General features: G+C 62.8%; 15 protein-coding genes. 7 read left to right on the top strand and 8 right to left on the bottom strand.

The window, feature by feature from the left end; all coding sequences use genetic code 11:
• Positions 1-1,158 (top strand): ACT domain-containing protein (locus tag KBY58_RS01225; protein WP_255002402.1); only part of this gene is annotated, 1,158 nt, incomplete at its 5' end.
• Positions 1,159-1,169: 11 nt separating this feature from the next.
• On the opposite strand, the gene KBY58_RS01230 is transcribed toward KBY58_RS01225, so the two are convergent.
• The 3 genes from KBY58_RS01230 to KBY58_RS01240 form a co-directional block, all read right to left on the bottom strand.
• The gene (locus KBY58_RS01230) at positions 1,170-2,705 is read right to left on the bottom strand and encodes an alpha/beta fold hydrolase (RefSeq protein ID WP_255002406.1); all 1,536 of its coding nucleotides are present in this window, start codon (positions 2,703-2,705) and stop codon (positions 1,170-1,172) included.
• A 119-nt stretch (positions 2,706-2,824) separates the two neighbouring features.
• Positions 2,825-4,831 carry an excinuclease ABC subunit UvrB gene (gene uvrB / locus KBY58_RS01235; protein ID WP_255002408.1) on the bottom strand — a complete coding sequence of 669 codons (2,007 nt, stop codon included), beginning with the start codon at positions 4,829-4,831 and terminating at the stop codon, positions 2,825-2,827.
• A gap of 11 nt (positions 4,832-4,842) precedes the next feature.
• Complete coding sequence (locus KBY58_RS01240; protein ID WP_255002409.1) at positions 4,843-5,613, bottom strand: DUF561 domain-containing protein; 771 nt, start codon at positions 5,611-5,613, stop codon at positions 4,843-4,845.
• A gap of 110 nt (positions 5,614-5,723) precedes the next feature.
• On the opposite strand from KBY58_RS01240, the gene tilS reads away from it, so the two are divergent.
• Positions 5,724-6,779, top strand: a complete 1,056-nt coding sequence (gene tilS / locus KBY58_RS01245; protein WP_255002411.1) for a tRNA lysidine(34) synthetase TilS — start codon at positions 5,724-5,726, stop codon at positions 6,777-6,779.
• 55 nt (positions 6,780-6,834) lie between these two features.
• A complete protein-coding gene (locus KBY58_RS01250) occupies positions 6,835-7,248 on the top strand; it encodes a hypothetical protein (RefSeq protein WP_255002413.1) in 414 nt (137 codons plus the stop codon).
• Here the strand turns inward: KBY58_RS01250 and KBY58_RS01255 are convergent.
• The 3 genes from KBY58_RS01255 to KBY58_RS01265 form a co-directional block, all read right to left on the bottom strand.
• The gene (locus KBY58_RS01255) at positions 7,245-9,278 is read right to left on the bottom strand and encodes a ribonuclease J (protein ID WP_255002414.1); all 2,034 of its coding nucleotides are present in this window, start codon (positions 9,276-9,278) and stop codon (positions 7,245-7,247) included. The two genes, KBY58_RS01250 and KBY58_RS01255, sit on opposite strands and share 4 nt — an antisense overlap.
• Positions 9,279-9,360: 82 nt before the next feature.
• Positions 9,361-10,275 (bottom strand): 4-hydroxy-tetrahydrodipicolinate synthase, encoded by a 915-nt coding sequence (dapA, locus tag KBY58_RS01260; protein WP_254934351.1) that lies wholly within the window; start codon positions 10,273-10,275, stop codon positions 9,361-9,363.
• Positions 10,272-11,348: an aspartate-semialdehyde dehydrogenase gene (locus KBY58_RS01265; RefSeq protein WP_255002422.1), complete on the bottom strand. Its 1,077-nt coding sequence runs from the start codon at positions 11,346-11,348 to the stop codon at positions 10,272-10,274. The genes dapA and KBY58_RS01265 overlap by 4 nt, the downstream gene beginning before the upstream one ends.
• A 203-nt stretch (positions 11,349-11,551) precedes the next feature.
• Between KBY58_RS01265 and tig the strand changes: the two genes are divergently transcribed.
• From tig to KBY58_RS01285, 4 genes are all read left to right on the top strand, one after another.
• Positions 11,552-12,952, top strand: a complete 1,401-nt coding sequence (gene tig / locus KBY58_RS01270; protein ID WP_255002426.1) for a trigger factor — start codon at positions 11,552-11,554, stop codon at positions 12,950-12,952.
• The gene (gene clpP, locus KBY58_RS01275; protein ID WP_409995697.1) at positions 12,949-13,611 is read left to right on the top strand and encodes an ATP-dependent Clp endopeptidase proteolytic subunit ClpP; all 663 of its coding nucleotides are present in this window, start codon (positions 12,949-12,951) and stop codon (positions 13,609-13,611) included. The genes tig and clpP overlap by 4 nt, the downstream gene beginning before the upstream one ends.
• Before the next feature lie 92 nt (positions 13,612-13,703).
• A complete protein-coding gene (gene clpX, locus KBY58_RS01280) occupies positions 13,704-15,071 on the top strand; it encodes an ATP-dependent protease ATP-binding subunit ClpX (protein WP_255002427.1) in 1,368 nt (455 codons plus the stop codon).
• 28 nt (positions 15,072-15,099) lie between these two features.
• Complete coding sequence (locus KBY58_RS01285; protein WP_255002428.1) at positions 15,100-16,968, top strand: DNA polymerase III subunit gamma/tau; 1,869 nt, start codon at positions 15,100-15,102, stop codon at positions 16,966-16,968.
• Positions 16,969-16,995: 27 nt separating this feature from the next.
• Here the strand turns inward: KBY58_RS01285 and KBY58_RS01290 are convergent, their stop codons facing one another.
• Both KBY58_RS01290 and KBY58_RS01295 read right to left on the bottom strand, forming a co-directional pair.
• Positions 16,996-18,366 (bottom strand): glycosyltransferase, encoded by a 1,371-nt coding sequence (locus KBY58_RS01290; protein ID WP_255002429.1) that lies wholly within the window; start codon positions 18,364-18,366, stop codon positions 16,996-16,998.
• 24 nt (positions 18,367-18,390) lie between these two features.
• Positions 18,391-19,827: a SpoIID/LytB domain-containing protein gene (locus KBY58_RS01295; RefSeq protein WP_315858010.1), complete on the bottom strand. Its 1,437-nt coding sequence runs from the start codon at positions 19,825-19,827 to the stop codon at positions 18,391-18,393.
• Positions 19,828-19,977 lie beyond the last annotated feature (150 nt).

Raw genomic sequence — 19,977 nt, forward strand, 5'->3', positions numbered from 1 at the left:
GTGCCCCTGGTGGTGCGTTCCAGCTGGGGCGAAGGGCCCGGCACCCTGCTCACCAGCAACCGCCGCCAGCCCCTGGGTCATGGGGGCCTGGAGCTGACCAAACCCGTCGATGGGGCAGAGCTGGAGAGCAACCAGGCCCTAATCGCCCTGGCCCATGTACCCGATAGCCCCGGGGTGGCGGCCCAACTGTTTGAAGCCCTCGGCAGCGCTGGGCTGAATGTGGACCTGATCGTGCAGGCCACCCACGAAGGCAGCACCAACGACATTGCCTTCACCCTGGCCGCAGATCAATTGGACCGGGCCCAGTTGGTGTGCCGGGAAGTGTTGGCGGCCTTGGGTGCTGATCCAGAACAGGGGGGCGCCCAACTGAGCGCTGAGTCGGGGCTGGCCAAATTGAGCATCTCCGGGGCCGGCATTCTTGGTCGCCCTGGCGTGGCGGCGCGCCTATTCGACACCCTGGCCAAAAGTGGCATCAACCTGCGCCTAATTGCCACCAGTGAGGTGAAGGTGAGCTGCCTGGTGGCCGGCCATCAGGGGCAGAAGGCGCTGCGCGCAGCAGCTGAAGTATTTGAGCTGGGCGAAAACCAATTGCGCCACAACCCCGCCCCCTCCCAGTTGGGTGAACCGGCCGTGCGCGGCGTGGCCCTCGACCGCGACCAGGCCCAGGTCGCCGTGCGGCGCCTACCGGATCGACCTGGCACTGCAGCCGCCGTTTGCCGAGCCATGGCCGATGCCCAAATCAGCCTCGATGCGATTGTCCAATCGGAACGCACCCATGGCAGCGGCGAGCAACTCAGCCGCGACATGAGCTTCACCCTGCGCAAGGAAGATCTGGGCCGAGCCGAAGTTGCCCTCAAGGCCCTTCTCAAGCAATGGCCCGGTGCCCGCTTTGAGCAGGGGGCAGCGATCGCCAGGATCAGTGCCGTCGGAGCGGGAATGCCCTGCACTCCAGGTACGGCCGCCAAGATGTTTAGGGCCCTGGCTGCAGAAAAGATCAACATCGAGCTGATCGCCACCAGCGAAATTCGCACCAGTTGTGTGGTGCCAGAGGCCGACGGCGTCAGGGCCCTCCAGGCGGTGCACGCAGCCTTCGGCCTGGGTGGGGAAATCCAGCACCAGGCCAAGGGCTCGGAATCACCCCTCGAGCAAACCGCCTAGTTAGCTCCTGCCTATTTGGTGGCGGGCTGGTTAGCTCCTGCCTGCTGGGGACTGACATCCACGAGCACCATGCCATCGCGGCCCCAGCCGGATACCGGCAACAAGCTGGGGGCACCTGGAGCGGGGGCAGCCAGGGAGCCGGCGGCAAAGGTGCCATTAACCCAGGCCAGAATCAGGGGCGCCAACACGGGCAACTTGGCGGTGCTCTTGGCGAGCGGAGCCCGCAGGTTGAAGTGGTCGCCACCTTGTACAAGCACCAGGCGATGACCAAGGGCCGGAGACTGGGAAAAGACTGCCAGGGCCTCTGGATCGGGCGGCACCACCCAATCCTTGCTGCCGCTAACGAGCAACACCCGGGCCTGGATCTCCTTGGCCGCATCCGGATCAAACAACAAGCCAATGGGGGGGCTCACCGCAATCACCGATGTGACCCGTGGATCCGCCTGGGAAGGCGAATCAGCCACGGAGACAAAGCTGCACTGGAGGATCCAGCTGAAGTTGCGATCGGAGCCGGTTAGATCACCACAGTTCTTTTGCAAGGGCTCTGCCCTAGAACGCCCGCCAGCCAATTGAAGGGCGGTGATTGCCCCCCAGGAGTGGCCCACCACCACAGTGGATTTCACCTGAACCCCATTCAAGCGAGGCAGTTTTCCCGCCTCAATTGCATCGAGCACCGCGCTCACATCCATCGGCCGCAGGCGCAACTCCTGGGGCGTGGGGGGCGGCGATTCACCGGCGAGCATGGCCCGTTGCTGATCCTGATCACTGCCGGGATGGACGGGCAGCACCACGGTGTAGCCATAGCTGGCCAGGTGGCGAGCCCAGCCCTCAAAGTTCTTCGGTGAATCCCAAAGCCCATGGGAAATCACCACTAGCCGGCCATTGGGCGATTTAGACGGCTGGATCACCACTAAAGAGAGCGGGACAGATCGATGGTTAACCACCAGATCCAACTCCCGAAGCTCCACGACTGCAGGACCCGGCTTACTGAACCCAGGTGTGGCTGCCACAGGAGGCAGACTTGTTAACAATTTATTGGTGAGCTCACGCTGCTGGGCGTTGCGGTTCATCGCCCGCACAACCAGGGGCAAATTGATGCGGATTGCTTGGCCCGGCAGTGCCTGCAGCAGGGAATAAAATGTAATCTTGCCGCCTACTGATGCCTTGTCAATAACATTTGCCAGCACATCCGCTGAAATATCCTTAGTCTTAAAACCTTCCAGTTCTCCCAGGGAGGAAAGCACCAAAATCACCTGCTGCAACAGGGGTGAGCCGGAATCCTTATCAAAAGCACCCTCACTTAGGGGCAGGGGATTGTGGAGAACCTGGATCAACTGCCTGCCAATTGAGCCATTTAGTGCCCTATCTAAATCGGCAAGATCACTTTTACCCGCAAGCAGTGCCTTGGGATCGGCCAACTCGGAAAGGGGAATGGCGTAGGTCTCCCCTGAAAATGGAGCCACCAAATCCACCCGCTCGACGGCCAGGCCAGGCCTTGCAAGCGGAACAACCGAAAGGGCTGCCAGCATGCCCGGCAAGGCAAGCAAAGCTCCTGCCGAACAGGCGGCCGAAAGACGATTCAGATTGCGATTAAGCTTGAGACGGAGTTTGCGATTAAGCGTTTGCACTGCGGTGCCGCAAGGCCTGAAGAAATTATCTTCTAATTTTAGCACTTGCCAACTAATTTTTGGCGCAGTGTTTTGATTTTGTCGCGCAGATTCGCCGCATCCTCAAACTCAAGATTCTTGGCGGCAGCCTTCATCTTCTCCTCCAACTGTTGGATTAGCTCGGGCAGGGCATCCAGGGGCACCAGGTTGTATTCGGCCCTATCGACAACTGGTTCAACCTGCTCGTCGTTGAGGCGGCGGGAAACTTCCAAAAACGACAAAATTGAATTGCCCGCCCGCTTGCCCGCTGGGCTTGGGGTGATGCCGTGCTTGACGTTGTAGGCATGCTGAATTGCCCGGCGGCGCTCCGTTTCTGAAATCGCCTTGGCCATCGAATCGGTGAGATTGTCGCCATAGAGCAGGGCCTTGCCATCAACGTGGCGGGCAGCACGGCCAATCGTTTGGATTAGGGAGCGCTCGGCCCTTAGAAAGCCTTCCTTATCCGCATCCAGAATCGCCACCAACGAAACCTCGGGCAGGTCCAGGCCTTCACGCAGCAGGTTCACACCCACCAGCACGTCGTATTCACCATTGCGTAGATCCTGGATGATCTCAATGCGCTCCAGGGAGTGAATTTCAGAGTGCAAGTAACGCACCCTGACCCCATTTTCCGCCAGGTAGTCGGTAAGGTCTTCCGCCATGCGCTTGGTCAGGGTCGTCACCAAAACCCGCTCCTGCCGATCAGAGCGCTCGCGGATTTCACCGAGTAGATCGTCTACCTGGCCATCGGTGGGGCGCACCTCCACAATCGGATCCAGCACCCCGGTAGGCCTAATCACCTGCTCCACTATCTGGCCCTTACTCTGCGCCATCTCCCAATTACCAGGGGTGGCACTTACAAAGATTGTCTGACCGGCTTTCTGCCAAAATTCATCACCTTTTAAGGGACGATTATCTGCAGCACTGGGTAAACGGAAGCCGTGCTCAATCAGCACCCCCTTGCGGGATTGGTCGCCGTTGTACATCGCCTGCAATTGGGAGCAGGTGACATGGCTTTCATCCACCACCAAAAGCCAATCCTTAGGGAAATAATCAATCAAACATTCCGGTGGCGTGCCAGCCTCTCGACCCGTTAAATGGCGGGCGTAGTTTTCAACCCCATTGCAATAGCCCACCTGCTCCAACATTTCGAGGTCGTAGGTGGTGCGCTGCTCCAGTCGTTGGGCCTCCAGCAGGCGCCCCTGGCCCTGGAGCAGTTCTAGGCGCGCCTTGAGCTCTGAGCGGATCGCCTTAATGGCATCACCCAGCCGCTCCTTGGGGGTCACAAAGTGCTTGGCCGGGTAAATATTGATGGCATCCATGCTCTGCAGAATTTCGCCGGTGGTGGGGTCCACGTAGCGAATCGCCTCAACCTCATCACCAAAGAGCTCAATGCGCACCAGCCGATCTTCATAGGCCGGGCCAATCTCGAGCACATCCCCCCGCACCCGAAAACGGCCCCGAGTGATCTCCAGATCATTGCGAGAGTATTGATTATTGACTAAATCCCTGAGGGAGCCCCGCAGATTTAGGGTGGATCCCACCTCAAATTTGACCGCAGCTTTTAGGTATTCTGAAGGAATTCCCAAACCGTATATACAACTAATTGAGGCCACCACAATCACATCCTTACGCTCAAATAACGACCGCGTCGCCGAGTGGCGCAGCATGTCTATTTCTTCGTTGATTGAAGCTGTTTTAGCGATATAGGTGTCCGAGACGGGCACATAGGCCTCGGGCTGGTAGTAGTCGTAGTAGGAAATAAAATATTCAACGGCATTGTTTGGGAAAAATTCCCGCAGCTCATTGCAGAGCTGGGCCGCCAGGGTTTTGTTGTGGGCCAAGACCAAGGTGGGGCGCCCGGTTTGGGCGATCACATTGGCAATCGAAAAGGTCTTGCCAGTGCCCGTTGCACCCAAAAGCGTTTGGTAGCGCTCGCCTTGATTGACGCCAGCAACCATCGCCTTAATGGCGCTGGGCTGGTCGCCCTTGGGCTCGTAGGGGGCGTGGAGTTGGAAGGGGACCATGGCCCCCATTCTCATGGGGCCACAGCCACCATGCGAGGCAGGGATTCCCGCAGCCCACGCACCACCGCCAGCATCGCCAATTCATCCTGGAGGCGGTTCACCGCCGAACCCACGCCCACGCCAGCAGCGCCGGAGGCAATCGCCATCGGTGCCGTGACAGCCGAGAGGCCGGAAGCACAGAGCACCGGATTGGCCAGATCGGCGGCCCGCAGGGCAGAACTAATGGCATGGGATGCCGCCAGGGTGGGGGCGGCCTTCTCAATCAGGCCCAGGCTGCCGGCGCTGAGGGGTTTGGCACTGGTGCCGCCCTCAGTTTGGATGATGTCGGCGCCGGCCTGGATCAGGTCGATCGCCAACTGCTCCTGCTGATCGAGGGGCAGCACGTGGGGCACGGTCACGCTGAGCACCACATCGGGCAGGAGCTCCCGGGTGCGGCGGGTAATGGCCAACACCTCTGGGGCATCGAAGATGCGACCGAGGGGATAGAAGGCGTCGTAATTGCCGATTTCCACCAGGGCAGCGCCAGCAGCCACCGCTGCGGGGAATAGCTCGGGATCCACCGCCGACACGCAGATCGGCAGGCCGCTCTCAGCCGCAGCCAAACGAACCAGCTCGGGGTCACAGGCCACGTCGATCAGGTCTGCCCCACCAAGCCCTGCCGCCCGGCTAATCCGCTGCACAGAAGAGGCATCAAAATTGGTGAGGCCGGCAATCACCTTGAGCAGGCGGCGCTCAGCCAGGGCGGCTTGCAACTGGCTGGAGAGGCGATCAAAGCGCGACATGGAAGGCCTGGATTAATGAATTGATTCTCCCATTGGATGGGGTTAATCAAAACTGCCGGCAAAGATGCATCGATGATAGAAAGCATTCCCGATCCGGCCACCCTGGAGCGATGAGCGCCCGCTGGAGCCCCGATCACCTGCGTCTGCACCGGCTCTTGCTGCGCCGCCCCAAGCTCTTGCCGCAGGGGGCCCGGCTACTGGTGGCCGTTTCCGGCGGCCAGGATTCGATGGCCCTAACCGCCCTACTGCAAGACCTCAGGCGTCTCCATGGCTGGGAGCTGGGCCTTTGGCATGGCGACCATCGCTGGCGGCCCCAATCAAGGGAAGTTGCAGCCGAATTGGCCCTCTGGGCCCAAGGGCAAGGGCTGCCCCTCGAAATCGATGGCTGGGCCGCACCCCAGCTAAATGAATCCGCCGCCCGCAACTGGCGCTACGGCTGCCTGGCCAGGCGCGCCCAGGCCTGGAGATGCGGCCATGTGCTGACGGCCCACACCGCCAGCGATCGGGCCGAAACCCTGCTGATGCACGCCTCCAGGGGCAGTCATCGCCGCGGCCTGGCCAGCCTGGGCTGGTGCAGGGAGCTGGTGCCAGCCCAAGCCCAAACCCAGGGCCAAGCCCAAGTTCAAGGCCAAGCCCAACCCAACGCCGCCAGGATTTGGCTGGTGAGACCACTGCTGCACTTTTCGCGGCAAGACACAGCACGCATCTGCCAGGAGCTGGCCCTGCCGATCTGGTTAGATCCCTCCAATGACGATCTAACCCTGAGCCGCAATCGAATTCGCAGCCAGGTGTTGCCCGTGCTCGAAGCGCTCCACCCAGGCGCCAGCCAACGGATCAGTGCCCTGGGCGAGCGAATCGCGGAAGAGCAAATCTGCACAACGGAGTTGGTTGGGCTGGCCCTAGCCAGCCTGCGGGCCCCCACAGGCATTGCCCTGCTGCGCCGGCAGCTCACCCAACTGGCACCAGCCACCCAGCGCCAGCTGTTGCAACATTGGCTGGAAAGCCATAGCGGCCACGGCCTGGGCGCTGCCCAGCTCAGCGAGCTGGTGCTTCGCCTCGCGCCAGGGCGGGGGCCAGGCCAACTGGATTTGCAGGGGGGCTGGCAATTGGCCTGGAACCGGGAGCAGCTGGACCTGGCGCCTCCAGGACCTGCCCAAACCCCCTAGTCATGGTTTTAATTAATCCCATAATCCCTCCGGCACCAGCGAGGAGCAGCCCTTCGTGGAGATCAACCAGCAGCGCTATGCCCAGTTGGAGAAGCTCTACAGCTCGGGCCAATGGGCCGAGCTTGAGGCCTCTGTTGGGGAGTGGCTGCAGGAAAAAGATCTGGCCAGTTGGCGCCCAAGGCTCCTGCTGCTGATGGGTCACAGCCGGCTCTATGGCAGCCAGGATCCTGCTGGCGCAGCCGATTTCTACGACCAGGTTTTAGCCAGCTCCAGTGGCGAACAAGCCAGCCTTTGGCGGGAGATCGCCACAGCCGGCCTAAGCGACTGCCAAAAAGCCATGCCAGTTCCAAAAGCAGATGGCCTGGCCCCAATTAGCCAGCCAAATCCAAACGAAACAGACGAGTTGGCAAAGGGGCTACTGCGGGTAATGATTGAGGCCAACCCCCCGCAGCAACAGCTCCCCAATTAACCAGCTGCAGCTGAGCGGCGGCGCCGGATGCGACCGGCGGGCTCGAGCTCGGGTTCGGGCTCTGGTGCCTGTTTGGCCACCACAGGAGCCGCCACCACCACAGGGGCAGGCGGAGCAATCACGGCAGTGGCAGCTGCACCGTTGGAAAGGGGGGCAGCATCTGAAGCAGCTGGAGCCGCTTGCCGTTGGGGTGCGGCGGGCCGGCCGTTGTCATCGCGAACCGCATCGCGGCCGCCATCCCTGCCGCCGCGACCCCGGGGTGCGGGGCGGCTATCGGGCTCAGCATCGGCACGACCCTTGTAGGCCGGGGTGCCGGCGGGGGCAGGTTGCACCAGGCAAATAATCAGGGGCTCCACCTGCAGTTCGCGGCGCAACCGGCGCTGGAGGCCCACCTCCACTTCCCGTTGGACGCCCACCCAATCCACATCGGGGGCCTTGCCACCGGTGTTGCGGCAAAGCTGGCTCCAGCGATTTTCGAGCACCCAGCCAATTTCCCGCTCGGCCCAGAGCGAAAGCTTGCGGGCATCGGCGCTGGTGACCACACCCCGCAGGTTCACCCGGGGCGGGGCGGCCATCACGCCATCGGTGCTGATCACCGCCAACAGGGTGATCACGCCATCTTCCGCCAGTTGCTGGCGCTCCTTGAGCACCCTGGCGTCAACGATGCCGTTGCGGGATGCATCAAGCAGCTCAATACCGGCCTTAACCGGATCGCCCTTGGTGATCGAATCGGGGCTGAGCTCGACCACATCGCCGTTGTCGATGATCAGGATGTTGTCGGCAGGCACGCCCAGGGATTGGGCGGTTTTGCTGTGGGCCACGAGCATGCGGTGCTCGCCGTGCACTGGCACGAAGTACTTGGGCTTGGTGAGGGCCAGCATCAACTTCTGGTCTTCCTGGAAGCCATGGCCTGAAACGTGGATGCCCTCGCCCTTGCCATAGACAACCTTGGCGCCGAGCATCATCAGGCGATCGATCGTGTTCACCACCGAGATGGTGTTCCCGGGGATCGGGCTGGCCGAGAAGATGATCGTGTCGGTGGATTTCACCTGCACCTGGGGGTGCTCGCCACGGGAAATCCGGCTCAGGGCCGCCAGCGGTTCACCCTGGCTGCCGGTCATCAGCAACAGGGTCTCGCGGTCGGGCAGGTCCCGGATCTGCTTAATCGGCACAAATAGGTCGTCAGGGGCACGCATGTAGCCCAACTCCCGCGCCTTGGCGATCACGTTGAGCATCGAGCGGCCCAAGAGGCCCACCTTGCGGCCGTTCTTAAGCGCCAACTCGAGGATCATCGCCACGCGATGGATCGAGCTGGCAAAGGTGGTGATGATCACCCGGCCCTCAGCCTGGGAGATGTGGCGATCCAGGCAGGGGAACACCGAGCGCTCCGGCGGGCAGAAGCCAGGTACTTCCGAGTTGGTGGAGTCGGAGAACAGGCACAGCACCCCCTGTTCGCCGTAATGGGCCAGGCGGGCCATGTCGAAGTATTCGCCATCGACCGGGGTGTGGTCGAACTTGAAGTCACCGGTGAAGATCACCGTTCCCACTGGGGTGGTGATGGCCAGCGAGAAGCTGTCGGCCATCGAGTGGGTGTTGCGGATGAACTCCACGGAAAAGTGCTGGCCCACCTTCACCACATCGCGGGGTGCGACGGTTTGGAGGATGGTGCGATCCATCACACCGGCCTCCTCCATTTTTCCGGTGAGCATCGCCAGGGCCAGGCGGGGCCCATGGATCACGGGGATGCTGAAGTTCTTGAGGTGGTGGGCAATGCCACCGATGTGATCTTCGTGACCGTGGGTCACGATCATGCCGCGAATGCGCTTCTGGTTCTCGCGCAGGTAGCTGGTGTCGGGCATCACGACGTTTACGCCGTGCATGCCATCACTGGGGAAAGCCAGGCCGGCATCCACCAGCATGATGTCGTCGCCGTACTCGAACACACAGGTGTTCTTGCCGATCTCATGCAGGCCGCCGAGGGGAATGACCCTTAGGGCAGGTTTCTTGGTGATGGCGTTGGAACTGGTCATGAAGGGGGGGGTAAAAAAGGGAAAAATCTCGGAGCTTTAAAAAACAGACCGTCGAAGGACAGTCAGGACAACAGCCTTGGCGTCATGTGGGACGCAGGGCGGCCAGGGTGGAGGTCAGTCGTTTTCTCACGTCGGCTTCGGCAGAAATCAAGGGAAGACGGGGGGCACCCACCGGCCAGCCACTGAGCTCGAGGGCTGCTTTCACGGGGATCGGGTTGGTAGTACAAAACAGGGCCTTGCCCAGGGGCAGCAACTGCTCATGTAGGGCTAGGGCGCCGGCCAAGTCGCCGGCGAAAAAGGCAGCAACCATGGCGCTGATCTGGGGCCCCACCAGGTGGCTGGCCACGCTGACCACACCGACGGCGCCCACGGCCAGCATCGGCAGGGTGAGGGCGTCATCACCGCTGTAAATCGCCAGGCGATCGCCACAGAGGGCCCGCAAGGCGCTCACTTCCTCGGTGGTGCCGCTGGCTGCCTTGAAGCTGACCACATTGGGACAGTCGAGCAGGCGGGCGGTCGTTTCTGGGGCCAGGCTGGCGCCGGTGCGGCCAGGAATGTTGTAGAGCATCAGCGACAAGCCTGGGGCTGCCTCGGCGATGGCTCGGAAATGGGCCTCAAGGCCTGCCTGGGGGGGCTTGTTGTAGTAGGGCACCACCACCAGGGCACCATCGGCCCCCAGGGAAGCCGCCTTCTGGGTGGCCTCCACCGCCTCTGCGGTGCAGTTGCTGCCGCTGCCCGCCACCAACTTGGCCCGACTTCCCACGGCCCCCTTCACGGCGGCAAACAGCTCGTGTTGCTCCTGCCAGCTGAGGGTGGGCGATTCGCCAGTGGTGCCGCAAAGCACCAGGCCATCGGAACCGTTGTCGACCAAATGGACAGCCAGCCGGGCCGCCAAATCGAGATCCAGGGATCCATCGGCGGCGAAGGGGGTCACCATGGCGGTGACTACCCGGCCAAAGGGGGCGTTTAGCCAGGGCTGTTGGCTGGCGCTACTCAAGCGACACCTCCGGCGGCTGGCGGTCCTGCGATCAACAGTTCGGCAATTTGGATGGCGTTTAGGGCCGCACCCTTGCGGATCTGGTCGCCGCAGAGCCAGAGCTCCAGGGCATTGGGGTCACTGAGGTCCTGGCGGATCCGACCCACGGCCACCGGATCGCGGCCGGTCACGTCGGTGGGCATCGGAAAGCGGTTGGCTTCGAAGTCATCGCGCAACTCGACACCAGGGGCCTGGGCCAATAGGGCCCGAGCTTCTGAAACCGGGAAGGGCTCCTCAAATTCAATATTTACGGCTTCTGAATGGGCCCGCAGCACCGGCACCCGCACGCAGGTGGCCGATAGCCGCAATTCGGGCAGCCCCATGATCTTGCGGGTTTCATGGAGCATCTTGAGCTCCTCCTCGCAGTAGCCATTGGGCTGCAGGGGCGAGTTGTGCAGAAACAGGTTGAAGGCCAGGGAATGGGGCAGCACTGAGCTGATCGGTTCACCGCCATCGAGCACGGTGCGGCTAAGGCTGCGCAGCTCCTCCATGGCCCTTGCTCCAGCCCCACTGGCCGACTGATAGGTACTCACCACCACTCGCCGGATCGCCCGCCTGGCGGCAAGGGGCGCCAGGGCCAAGGTGAGCAGGATTGTCGTGCAGTTGGGGTTGGCAATGATGCCGCCGTGGCCAAAGGCGGCCTCCGGGTTCACCTCAGGCACCACCAGGGGCACCGCCGGATCCATCCGAAAGGCACTGGAGTTGTCGATCACCACGGCACCGGCCTGGGCCGCAATCGGGGCCCACTGCTTGGAGGCCGCCCCACCCGCGGAGGCCAACACCAGATCCACCCCCTCAAATAGGGCCTGGTCGGCCACCTGCAGGGTGAACTCCTGGCCCTGCCAGGCCAGCTTTTGGCCGGCCGAGCGGGGCGAGGCCAGGGGAATCAATTCCGCCACGGGAAAGCTGCGCTCTGCCAGCAGCTCCAACAACTCCTGGCCCACCGCACCGGTGGCACCAAGGATGGCCACCCGCAGGGGTCGCTTAGGCAGGGTTGTGGATAGGGGGGAAGGGGCGGTCTGGGCGGCGGTCAAGGGGAGTGAAAGGAAATCAAAGCTTTGGTTTAGGGGCGGGCCATGGAACCTGGATGGAAAACGGACTTTGCATCTTGCCCGTTTCAACAGCTAATTGGTACCTATTGCCTTCTTTCTGCGCCAAGCAAACCTTAGCCGAGCCCAGGCTGGTCAAAGGGGTGGAACGGTCACTTTCTAGGATCGGGGGCTGACTACCTATGCCCATGAGCCCTGCTGCTGCCAAATCCACCGCCAAGACTGCCAGTTTGGCCAAAACTGCCAGTTTGAAGGTGAAGGCCAGCTCCCGTCCGGGCAGCCGCATGGCCCTTGAAGTGGCGATTCCGGGTGAGCGCAGCCAGGCCAGCTACGAGGCGGCAGTCGCAAAATTGAGCCGCAGCGTCAAGTTGCCAGGTTTTCGCCAGGGCAAGGTGCCCAAGGCGGTGCTGCTGCAGCAAATCGGCCCCCTGCGGATTCGGGCCACCGCCCTGGAAGACCTGGTGGATGAGGCGTGCCGCGATGCCCTCGCACAGGAGACCGTGGCAGCGATCGGCCGGCCCGAGCTGAGCGAAGGATTTGAGGTGGTACTGGAGCGCTTTGCCCCCGGCAGCGACCTCACCATCACCCTGGAGCTCGATGTCGAGCCCACACCCAAGCTGAAGACCACCAAGGGGCTTAAGGCCGAGGCCGAAGGCGTTAACTACGACCCTGCCAAGGTTGATGAACTGATCGAGCAATCCCGCAAACAAATGGCGGCCCTGGTGCCCGTGGAGGGCAGGCCCGCCCAGGCCGCCGACGTGGCGGTGCTCAGCTTCAGCGGCACTTATTTAGATACGAAAGAAGCCATCAGCGGTGGCAGCAGCGACGCCATGGAAGTGGAGCTGGAGGAAGGCCGGATGATCCCTGGCTTCGTGGAGGGGGTAATCGGCATGGCGATTGGCGACAACAAAACAATCGAATGCGAATTCCCCGAGAGCTACCCCCAGGAGGAGTCGGCCGGCCGCAAGGCCAGCTTTGAGATCAGCCTCAAGGAGCTCAAGGCCCGGGAACTGCCAGCGCTCGACGACACCTTTGCCCAACAGGCCAGCGACAAGGCCAGCCTGGCCGAACTGCGCACCGACCTGGAGGCCCGCCTCAAGGACGACAGCGAGCGCCGCGCCAAGACCAACCGCCACGATGCCCTGCTCAACGCCCTGGTGGAGGAGCTGGAGGTGGAGCTGCCCGAGACCCTGGTGCAGCAAGAAATCCGCAACCTGATCGAACAAACCGCTGGCCAAATTGCCCAGCAGGGCATGGATGTGAAAAAACTGTTCACCCCCGACCTGGTGCGCAGCCTGATGGACACCTCCCGCCCCGAGGCTGAGCAGCGTCTCAAGCGCAGCTTGGCCCTCAAGGCCCTGGCCAGCGCCGAAAAAATCGAGGTGGATGCCAAGGATCTGGAGGCCAAGATCAAGGAGGTCAGCCGCGGCATCAGCAAGGAGGGCAACATCGACCCTGAGCGCCTGAGGCTGGCCGTGGCCGACGACCTGCTGCAGGAGAAATTGCTGGATTGGCTGGAAGCCAACAGCACCATCACCGAAAAGGCTCCCGCCAATAGATTGGAGTCACAACCAAGCATCAGCGCGTGATCGAAGCCAACTCGCCCACGGCACTGCGCCACCATCCGATCCACAACCACTGGAGTCCCAGTGGTAGCCCGGGGATCCTGCCCACGGTGGTGGAGCAATCGGGCAAGGGTGACCGGGCCTTTGATATCTATTCGCGCCTGCTGCGCGAGCGGATCATCTTTATGGGCACCGGCATCGACGACGCCGTGGCCGATGCCGTGGTGGCCCAGCTGCTTTTTCTCGAGGCTGAAGATCCCGAGAAGGACATCCAGATCTACATCAACTCACCCGGTGGCTCTGTAACCGCCGGGCTGGCGATCTACGACACCATGCAGCAGGTCGCCCCTGACGTGGTGACCATCTGCTACGGCCTGGCGGCCAGCATGGGCGCCTTCCTGCTTTCAGGAGGCACAAAGGGCAAGCGCCTGGCCCTGCCCAACGCCCGGATCATGATCCACCAGCCCCTTGGCGGGGCCCAGGGCCAGGCCGTTGACATCGAAATCCAGGCCAAGGAAATCCTCTACCTAAAAGACACCCTGAATGGGCTGATGGCGGAGCACACCGGCCAACCCCTGGACAAAATTGCAGAAGACACCGACCGCGACTACTTCCTTTCTCCGGCAGAAGCGGTTGAATACGGCCTGATCGACCAAGTGGTGACCGACACCTCTCCGGTTTGATCGTTAAGGACGGCTGACGAACCCCAGGTTTGGGTCGATCCTGATCACAACGATCCTGATCTCCTGGCTCACCTGCCCCGCAGCCCCCGCCGATGGCCAAATTTGACGCCCACCTGAAATGCTCGTTCTGCGGCAAATCGCAGGAACAGGTGCGCAAATTGATTGCGGGCCCTGGGGTTTATATCTGCGATGAATGCATCGATCTCTGCAACGAGATCCTGGATGAGGAGTTGGTAGACGGCCAAGCAAACACCGGCTCCAGCGGCCGCACCCAGGCGGAACAGGGCCGCAGCAAGGCCCCCACCAAGAAAGTTTCCAAGCCGGCTCCAACCCTGGCCGAAGTGCCCAAACCCCAAGCTATTAAGGCCTTCCTTGACCGCCAGGTGGTAGGTCAGGAGGAGGCCAAGAAAAGCCTCTCCGTTGCGGTCTATAACCACTACAAACGCCTGGCCTGGCAGGGGGATGGCAAGGGGGAAACCGACCAAACGGCGACCCGGCTGCACAAGTCCAACATCCTGTTGATCGGTCCGACGGGCTGCGGCAAAACCCTGCTGGCCCAAACCCTGGCCGAAATGCTCGACGTGCCCTTCGCGGTGGCCGATGCCACCACCCTCACGGAAGCGGGTTACGTGGGCGAAGACGTGGAAAACATCCTGCTGCGCCTGCTCCAAAAGGCCGACATGGATGTGGAGCAAGCCCAGCGGGGAATCATCTACATCGACGAAATCGACAAGATCGCCCGCAAGAGCGAAAACCCATCCATCACCCGTGATGTTTCAGGGGAAGGGGTCCAGCAGGCCCTGCTGAAGATGCTGGAAGGCACCGTGGCCAATGTGCCTCCCCAGGGCGGCCGCAAGCACCCCTACCAGGACTGCATCCAGATCGACACCAGCCAGATTTTGTTCATCTGTGGCGGTGCCTTTGTGGGCCTCGAGGACCTGGTGCAAAAACGGATGGGCCGCAACTCGATCGGCTTCATCAGCGCCAATGGCAGCAGCAGGCCCCGCAGCGCCAAGAACAAACACGCCGCCGAGGTGTTGCGCCACCTGGAGCCCGACGATCTGGTGCGCTACGGCCTGATCCCCGAGTTCATTGGTCGCCTGCCGGTCAGTGCGGTGCTGGAACCCCTCGACACCCAGGCCCTGGAATCGATTCTCACCGAACCCCGCGATGCCCTGGTCAAGCAGTTCCAGACCCTGCTGAGCATGGACAACGTGCGCCTGGAATTTGAAACTGGCGCCATTGAGGCCATCGCCATCGAGGCCCATCGGCGCAAAACCGGCGCCCGGGCCCTGCGCGGCATCGTGGAGGAGCTGATGCTCGATTTGATGTACGACCTGCCATCCCGCAAGGACGTCAAGAGCTTCACCATCACCCGAGATCTGGTGGACCAACGCAGCAAGGCCCAGGTGTTGACCCACCCCAGCTCCCTGGAACTGGAGCGGCAAGAATCGGCCTAATCGCCGGTAGCCTGCGGGTTCAGTTCCGGTGCGTCCTACGGCATACCAGCCGCTCCACCACAAATACCGGCCCCAGCGTTTTGACCAGCTGGTGGGCCAGGAGGCGATTGCGGCCACCCTGGGCAATGCCCTGCGCCAAAACCGAATTGCTCCGGCCTACCTGTTCAGTGGTCCCCGGGGCACCGGCAAGACCTCCAGCGCCAGAATTCTGGCCCGCTCCCTGAACTGCATCGGTGCAGACGGCCCCACGCCTGAGCCCTGCGGCAGCTGCGAACTCTGCAAATCGATTGCGTCGGGCCAGGCCCTGGATGTGATCGAAATTGATGCCGCCTCCAACACCGGCGTCGACAACATCCGCGAACTGATCGAGCGCTCCCGCTTTGCGCCGGTTCAGGCCCGCTGGAAGGTGTATGTGATCGACGAGTGCCACATGCTCTCGACCGCAGCCTTCAACGCCCTGCTCAAAACCCTTGAGGAACCGCCGCCGCGGGTGGTCTTTGTGCTGGCCACCACCGACCCCCAGCGGGTGCTGCCCACGATCCTGAGTCGCTGCCAGCGCTTTGATTTCCGCCGGATCCCCATGGCGGCCCTCGAGCAGCACCTCGGCTGGATCGCCGAACAGGAACAGATCGGCATCACGGCCGAAGCCCTTTACGTGGTGGCCCAGCGGGCCCAAGGGGGGCTGCGCGACGCCGAAAGCCTGCTCGACCAGCTGAGCCTCCTGCCTAGCCCGATTGAGGCGGCGGCGGTTTGGGAACTGCTGGGGGTGGTGCCGGAGCAGGAATTGCTGAATCTCGCCAGTGCCATGGCCGCCAGCGAACCCCTGACCCTGCTGGAGGCCAGCCGAGAACTGCTGGAAAGGGGCCGTGAACCCGGGGCTGTGCTCCAGGGGCTGGCCAGCCTGTTGAGGGATTTGGTGCTGGCTGGCACGGCCCCAGATCGGCTCGAGTTGACGAGCGTTTCACCCCAATTCCGCAGCGAACTGCCCGAACTGGCCCGCCGCATTGGCAAGGCCAAGTTGCTCCACTGGCAGGCCCAGCTCAAGGGCAGCGAGCAACAACTGCGCCACAGCGTCAACCCCAGGCTTTGGCTGGAGGTGCTGCTGCTGGGTCTGCTGGCAGAAGCCCAGGTAGCCGCCCCGGCCATGCCGGCAAAAGTTGCCCCCCAGGCTCCCCAAGCACCCCACCAAACCCCGCTCGCCCAGACCGCACCAACGACACCCACCGCTGCTACTACCCCTGCAGCTGCCCCTGCCGCTCCCACCGCCCCCGCAACTCCCCCAGCCCCAATTGCTGGGCAGAGTCCACCTGGGGAAAGCCCGCCTGAAGTGGGCACACTTGAACCCAACACCGCCAACCTGCCGGAGCTCTGGCAGCAGGTGTTGGCGGGGCTGGAGCTGCCCTCGACCCGAATGCTGCTATCCCAGCAAGCCCAGTTGGTGCGGCTGGATGGCAAACGGGCCGTGGTCAGCGTGGCGGGCAATTGGATGGCCATGGTCCAAAGCCGGCTGCCCCTGCTGGAAAAGGCCATGACCCAGGCCCTCGGCAACCCCCGCCAGTTGACGCTGGAAAGTGGCGGCGAAGTTCCCCAAGCCCAACCATCAGCACCAGCTCTACCGGTAATCCCAGCGGCGCCAGTGGCCCGGGCGGCCGTCCAGGCAATCCCAGCACCAGTGCCGGTGGTTCCCCGCCCAGGGCCCACCACCACTGCGACAACCAACCCGGCGCCCATGCAGCAGGCCCCAGCTCCCCTGGAAGCCTGTCCCCTGGAAACCCGTCAGCAAGCACCCCTCGATGAAAAAGCCAAGCGCCTGGCGGATTTCTTCAACGGCGAAGTGATTGAGCTGGATGGGGGCTTGGAAGGGCCAGACGAACCGGCTGAAATCGACGCCGCCTAAGCCAAGGCCAAAAACTCAGGCCCAAAATCAGGCCGGCAGCTCCTCGCCCACCTCACCCAGGTGCATGGTTTTTGCCCATACAAGCCGCTTCGGCAGCAGGGCCATGCGCAGGCTCGTCCAGGGGATGACCACAAACCAATGACCCAGGTAGGCGATGCCAAGGGCCAAGGAGATGGGGTTAATGGCAGGTAGGGGAGGCCCCTCACTGGGGCGGCGGCAACCCACCGCAATCGAAGCCCCAGAAAGGCCAAAGGCCACAAAAGAGAGGGGCCAAATCAAGGGCAGCGTGGCCGTGATCATTGCCCCAAGCAAATCCGCAATCGCCACCATGGGCAGGGCGTACTGGAGCAGAAAAAAGCAAGCCAAATCAAGCTTTTGGGCTCCCGTGAGTCGATCCGAAAGCAGCTGGGGGCCGTAGTCGAAAAAGCGCTGCAGCCCCCCCTCTGCCCAGCGCTGGCGCTGGCGCCACAGGGCTTTCCAGCTCAGGACCGCCTCCTCCTGCACCGGTGGATCCCAAAGCACGCCTATCGGCTGCTGGTTGACCAACAAACGGAAGCTGAGGTCGAGGTCGTCGGTCACCGTGGCCTCGTTGAAGCCGCCGCAAAGATCAATGGCATCACGGCGCAACAGCTGCCCGTTGCCCCGCAGTTCGGCCACACCAGCAGTGGCAAGGCGGCCCTCCTGAATCACCGCATCCAGGGCCATCTCCATCGCTTGGAGCCTGGTGAGCCAATTTACCGAGGCATTGACCTCGGCCTTACGCAATTGCACAGCCGCCCAGGCACCGGTCTCGGCGAAAGGGATCAACCGCTCCAGGGTGTCGGCCTGCAGATCGGCATCGGCATCGAGCACCAACATCCAGCGGGCCTGCAGCTGCTTCAGCACCTCATTGAGGGCTCCGGATTTGCCGCCACCGGCATCCGGGCTGCGCCGCAACACCTGCAACAGGGGAAAGCGCAGCTGTAGCTCGCCCAACCGCTCCGGGGTGCGGTCGGTGCTGCCGTCATCGACTACCCAAAGTTTGATCAGGTCGGTCGGATAGCTCAACTGGGCAATGCGCTCCACAAGCCGGCCGATTACGGCTTCCTCATCCCGGGCCGCAACCACCACATCCACCGCTGGCCAATCAAAGGCGAATAAATCTGCCGCCATGGCTGGCTGGCCTCCATCACCTGGCTGGGCAGATTGCCCAGACCTGCTCCTCATCACGGACGACAGCACCGTGCGCATGCTGTAGCCCCCCAACAGCACGGCCAAGGCAATGGCAGGGATCAGGTTGAAGGGCGTATGCAACCAATGGGGGGCCATGCCAGCCCAACCACAACTGACCACAAACAGCACTGACTTGCCGCGACGTGGCTGGTGGGCGGTTTCGGTAGTACTGCCGCCCGCAGCCATGGACTTCCAAGAATTGAGCAAACTCTAAAGCGAACCCAACGGCCGCAAGCTGGCCCCAGGGAAGTAATGCTCAAGGATCCGCTGCAAACTCCAGCCCCGGGCCGCCAAATCAATGGCCCCAGCCTGGGATAGGCCCGCGCCATGGCCAAAGCCACCACCTTCTAATTGCCAGCGACCTGGACCCGCGGGCTGCACCACAAACAGGGTGCTGGGCAAGATTTTAAGCCGGCGGCGGATGGCGTCGAGGCGCAGCAGCTCCACACCCTTGGGGCCCTCAATCCTCAGGACAAGCACCCGGCCACTGGGACCCCGCTCCAGCACCTCCAGGTGCTTGGCCTCAATCAGACGACTCCAGCGATAGCGGGGATGGTCGGCGCCATAGGCCTGGGCCCCCGGGCTGCTGGATCCAGGGGCCAGCCACCTTTCGAGGGCGCCGCTCTGGAGCGGCAAGGGGAACTGTTTTTGGAGGCCCAAGGAAGCATCTAATGCCGGCTTGAGATAGGGCAGGGGCCCGCCACCCCAGCCCTCCTCAAAAGCGGCAGCAACTCCGCCATTGGTTGCGTGATAGACGGCGTGGATCGGTTTTCCCTGCCAGCTGAGCACCTGGCCTGCAGTCGCTGCAATCGCTTTGGCCACAGATGCATTGGCCGCCCTGGGATCCCCATAGACCTGGCACTGGGTATCGGCGCAAAGGTGGTAGCCATCCACCTCAAAACGCTGCTGGTTGCGCACCGCCCAGGTGCGCGCCAAGACGGCCTGGGCCTGGAGGGCGGCCACCGGGGCACCCGCACCAATTTCAAAGGGCACAACCCCAAGCAAATAGCGCTCTAGGGGTACCTGCTCCACCAGGGTCCAACGGTCGGTCGCGTCGCTTTGGAGCCGAAACGGCCCGGCATAGACCCCGCCCTGCCAGCGCAGGCCCCCCGGAGCCTCTATGCGGGCGGGCGCATCCAAAACCAGCGTCTGGGGGGTGCTGAAGCCAGGGGCGGGTCCGCGCACCACAAGCACCGAGCGCTGGCCCAGCTTTTGCTGCCAGAGCCGCAGGGGGGGATCCCCTGGCCGGGTGTCCGGCAGCGGCCCATTGGCCTGGGCCCAGACCTCCCAATCCGCCGGATGGGCAATCTTGGTGCTCACCCCCAGGCGCTGCCAGCGCTCAGAGGCCGCCTGGGCACTCTCGTAGCTGGCGAAGGGTCCCCAAACCTGGCGCCGCAGTTCGAGGGGTTGGCGCAGGGGCTGTTGCTGCCAGCGAAAGATCAATTCGGGGGCGCTGAGCCGCTGGCCCGAAGCACTGATCAGGCTGATTGACCCCTTGGCGCTGCGCAGGACCAGCGGTTCAGGCGGATGCAGGTGGGCAGCCAGGGCCAGCCAAAGTCGGGGATCCCGCTTGGCAAGCGGCTCGGGGGCGGCCACTGGCCAATGCAGGGCGGCGCCGGGCTGCTGGGGGGGCTGGAACCCTTGCACCTCGGCACGGCAACCGCCGGTGAATAGGCCCCAGGCTGCCCAAAGAGCACTCCAAGCAAGCGATTTGGGGAATCGCATCGAGGCCTCAGCCATTGGAAGCGGTGGGGGTATTGGTGAAAAGCACGCCCGCGTCGTACTCTGCTTGTTTGC

This window comes from Cyanobium sp. HWJ4-Hawea (genome assembly GCF_024345815.1).
GTDB lineage: Bacteria > Cyanobacteriota > Cyanobacteriia > PCC-6307 > Cyanobiaceae > Cyanobium_A.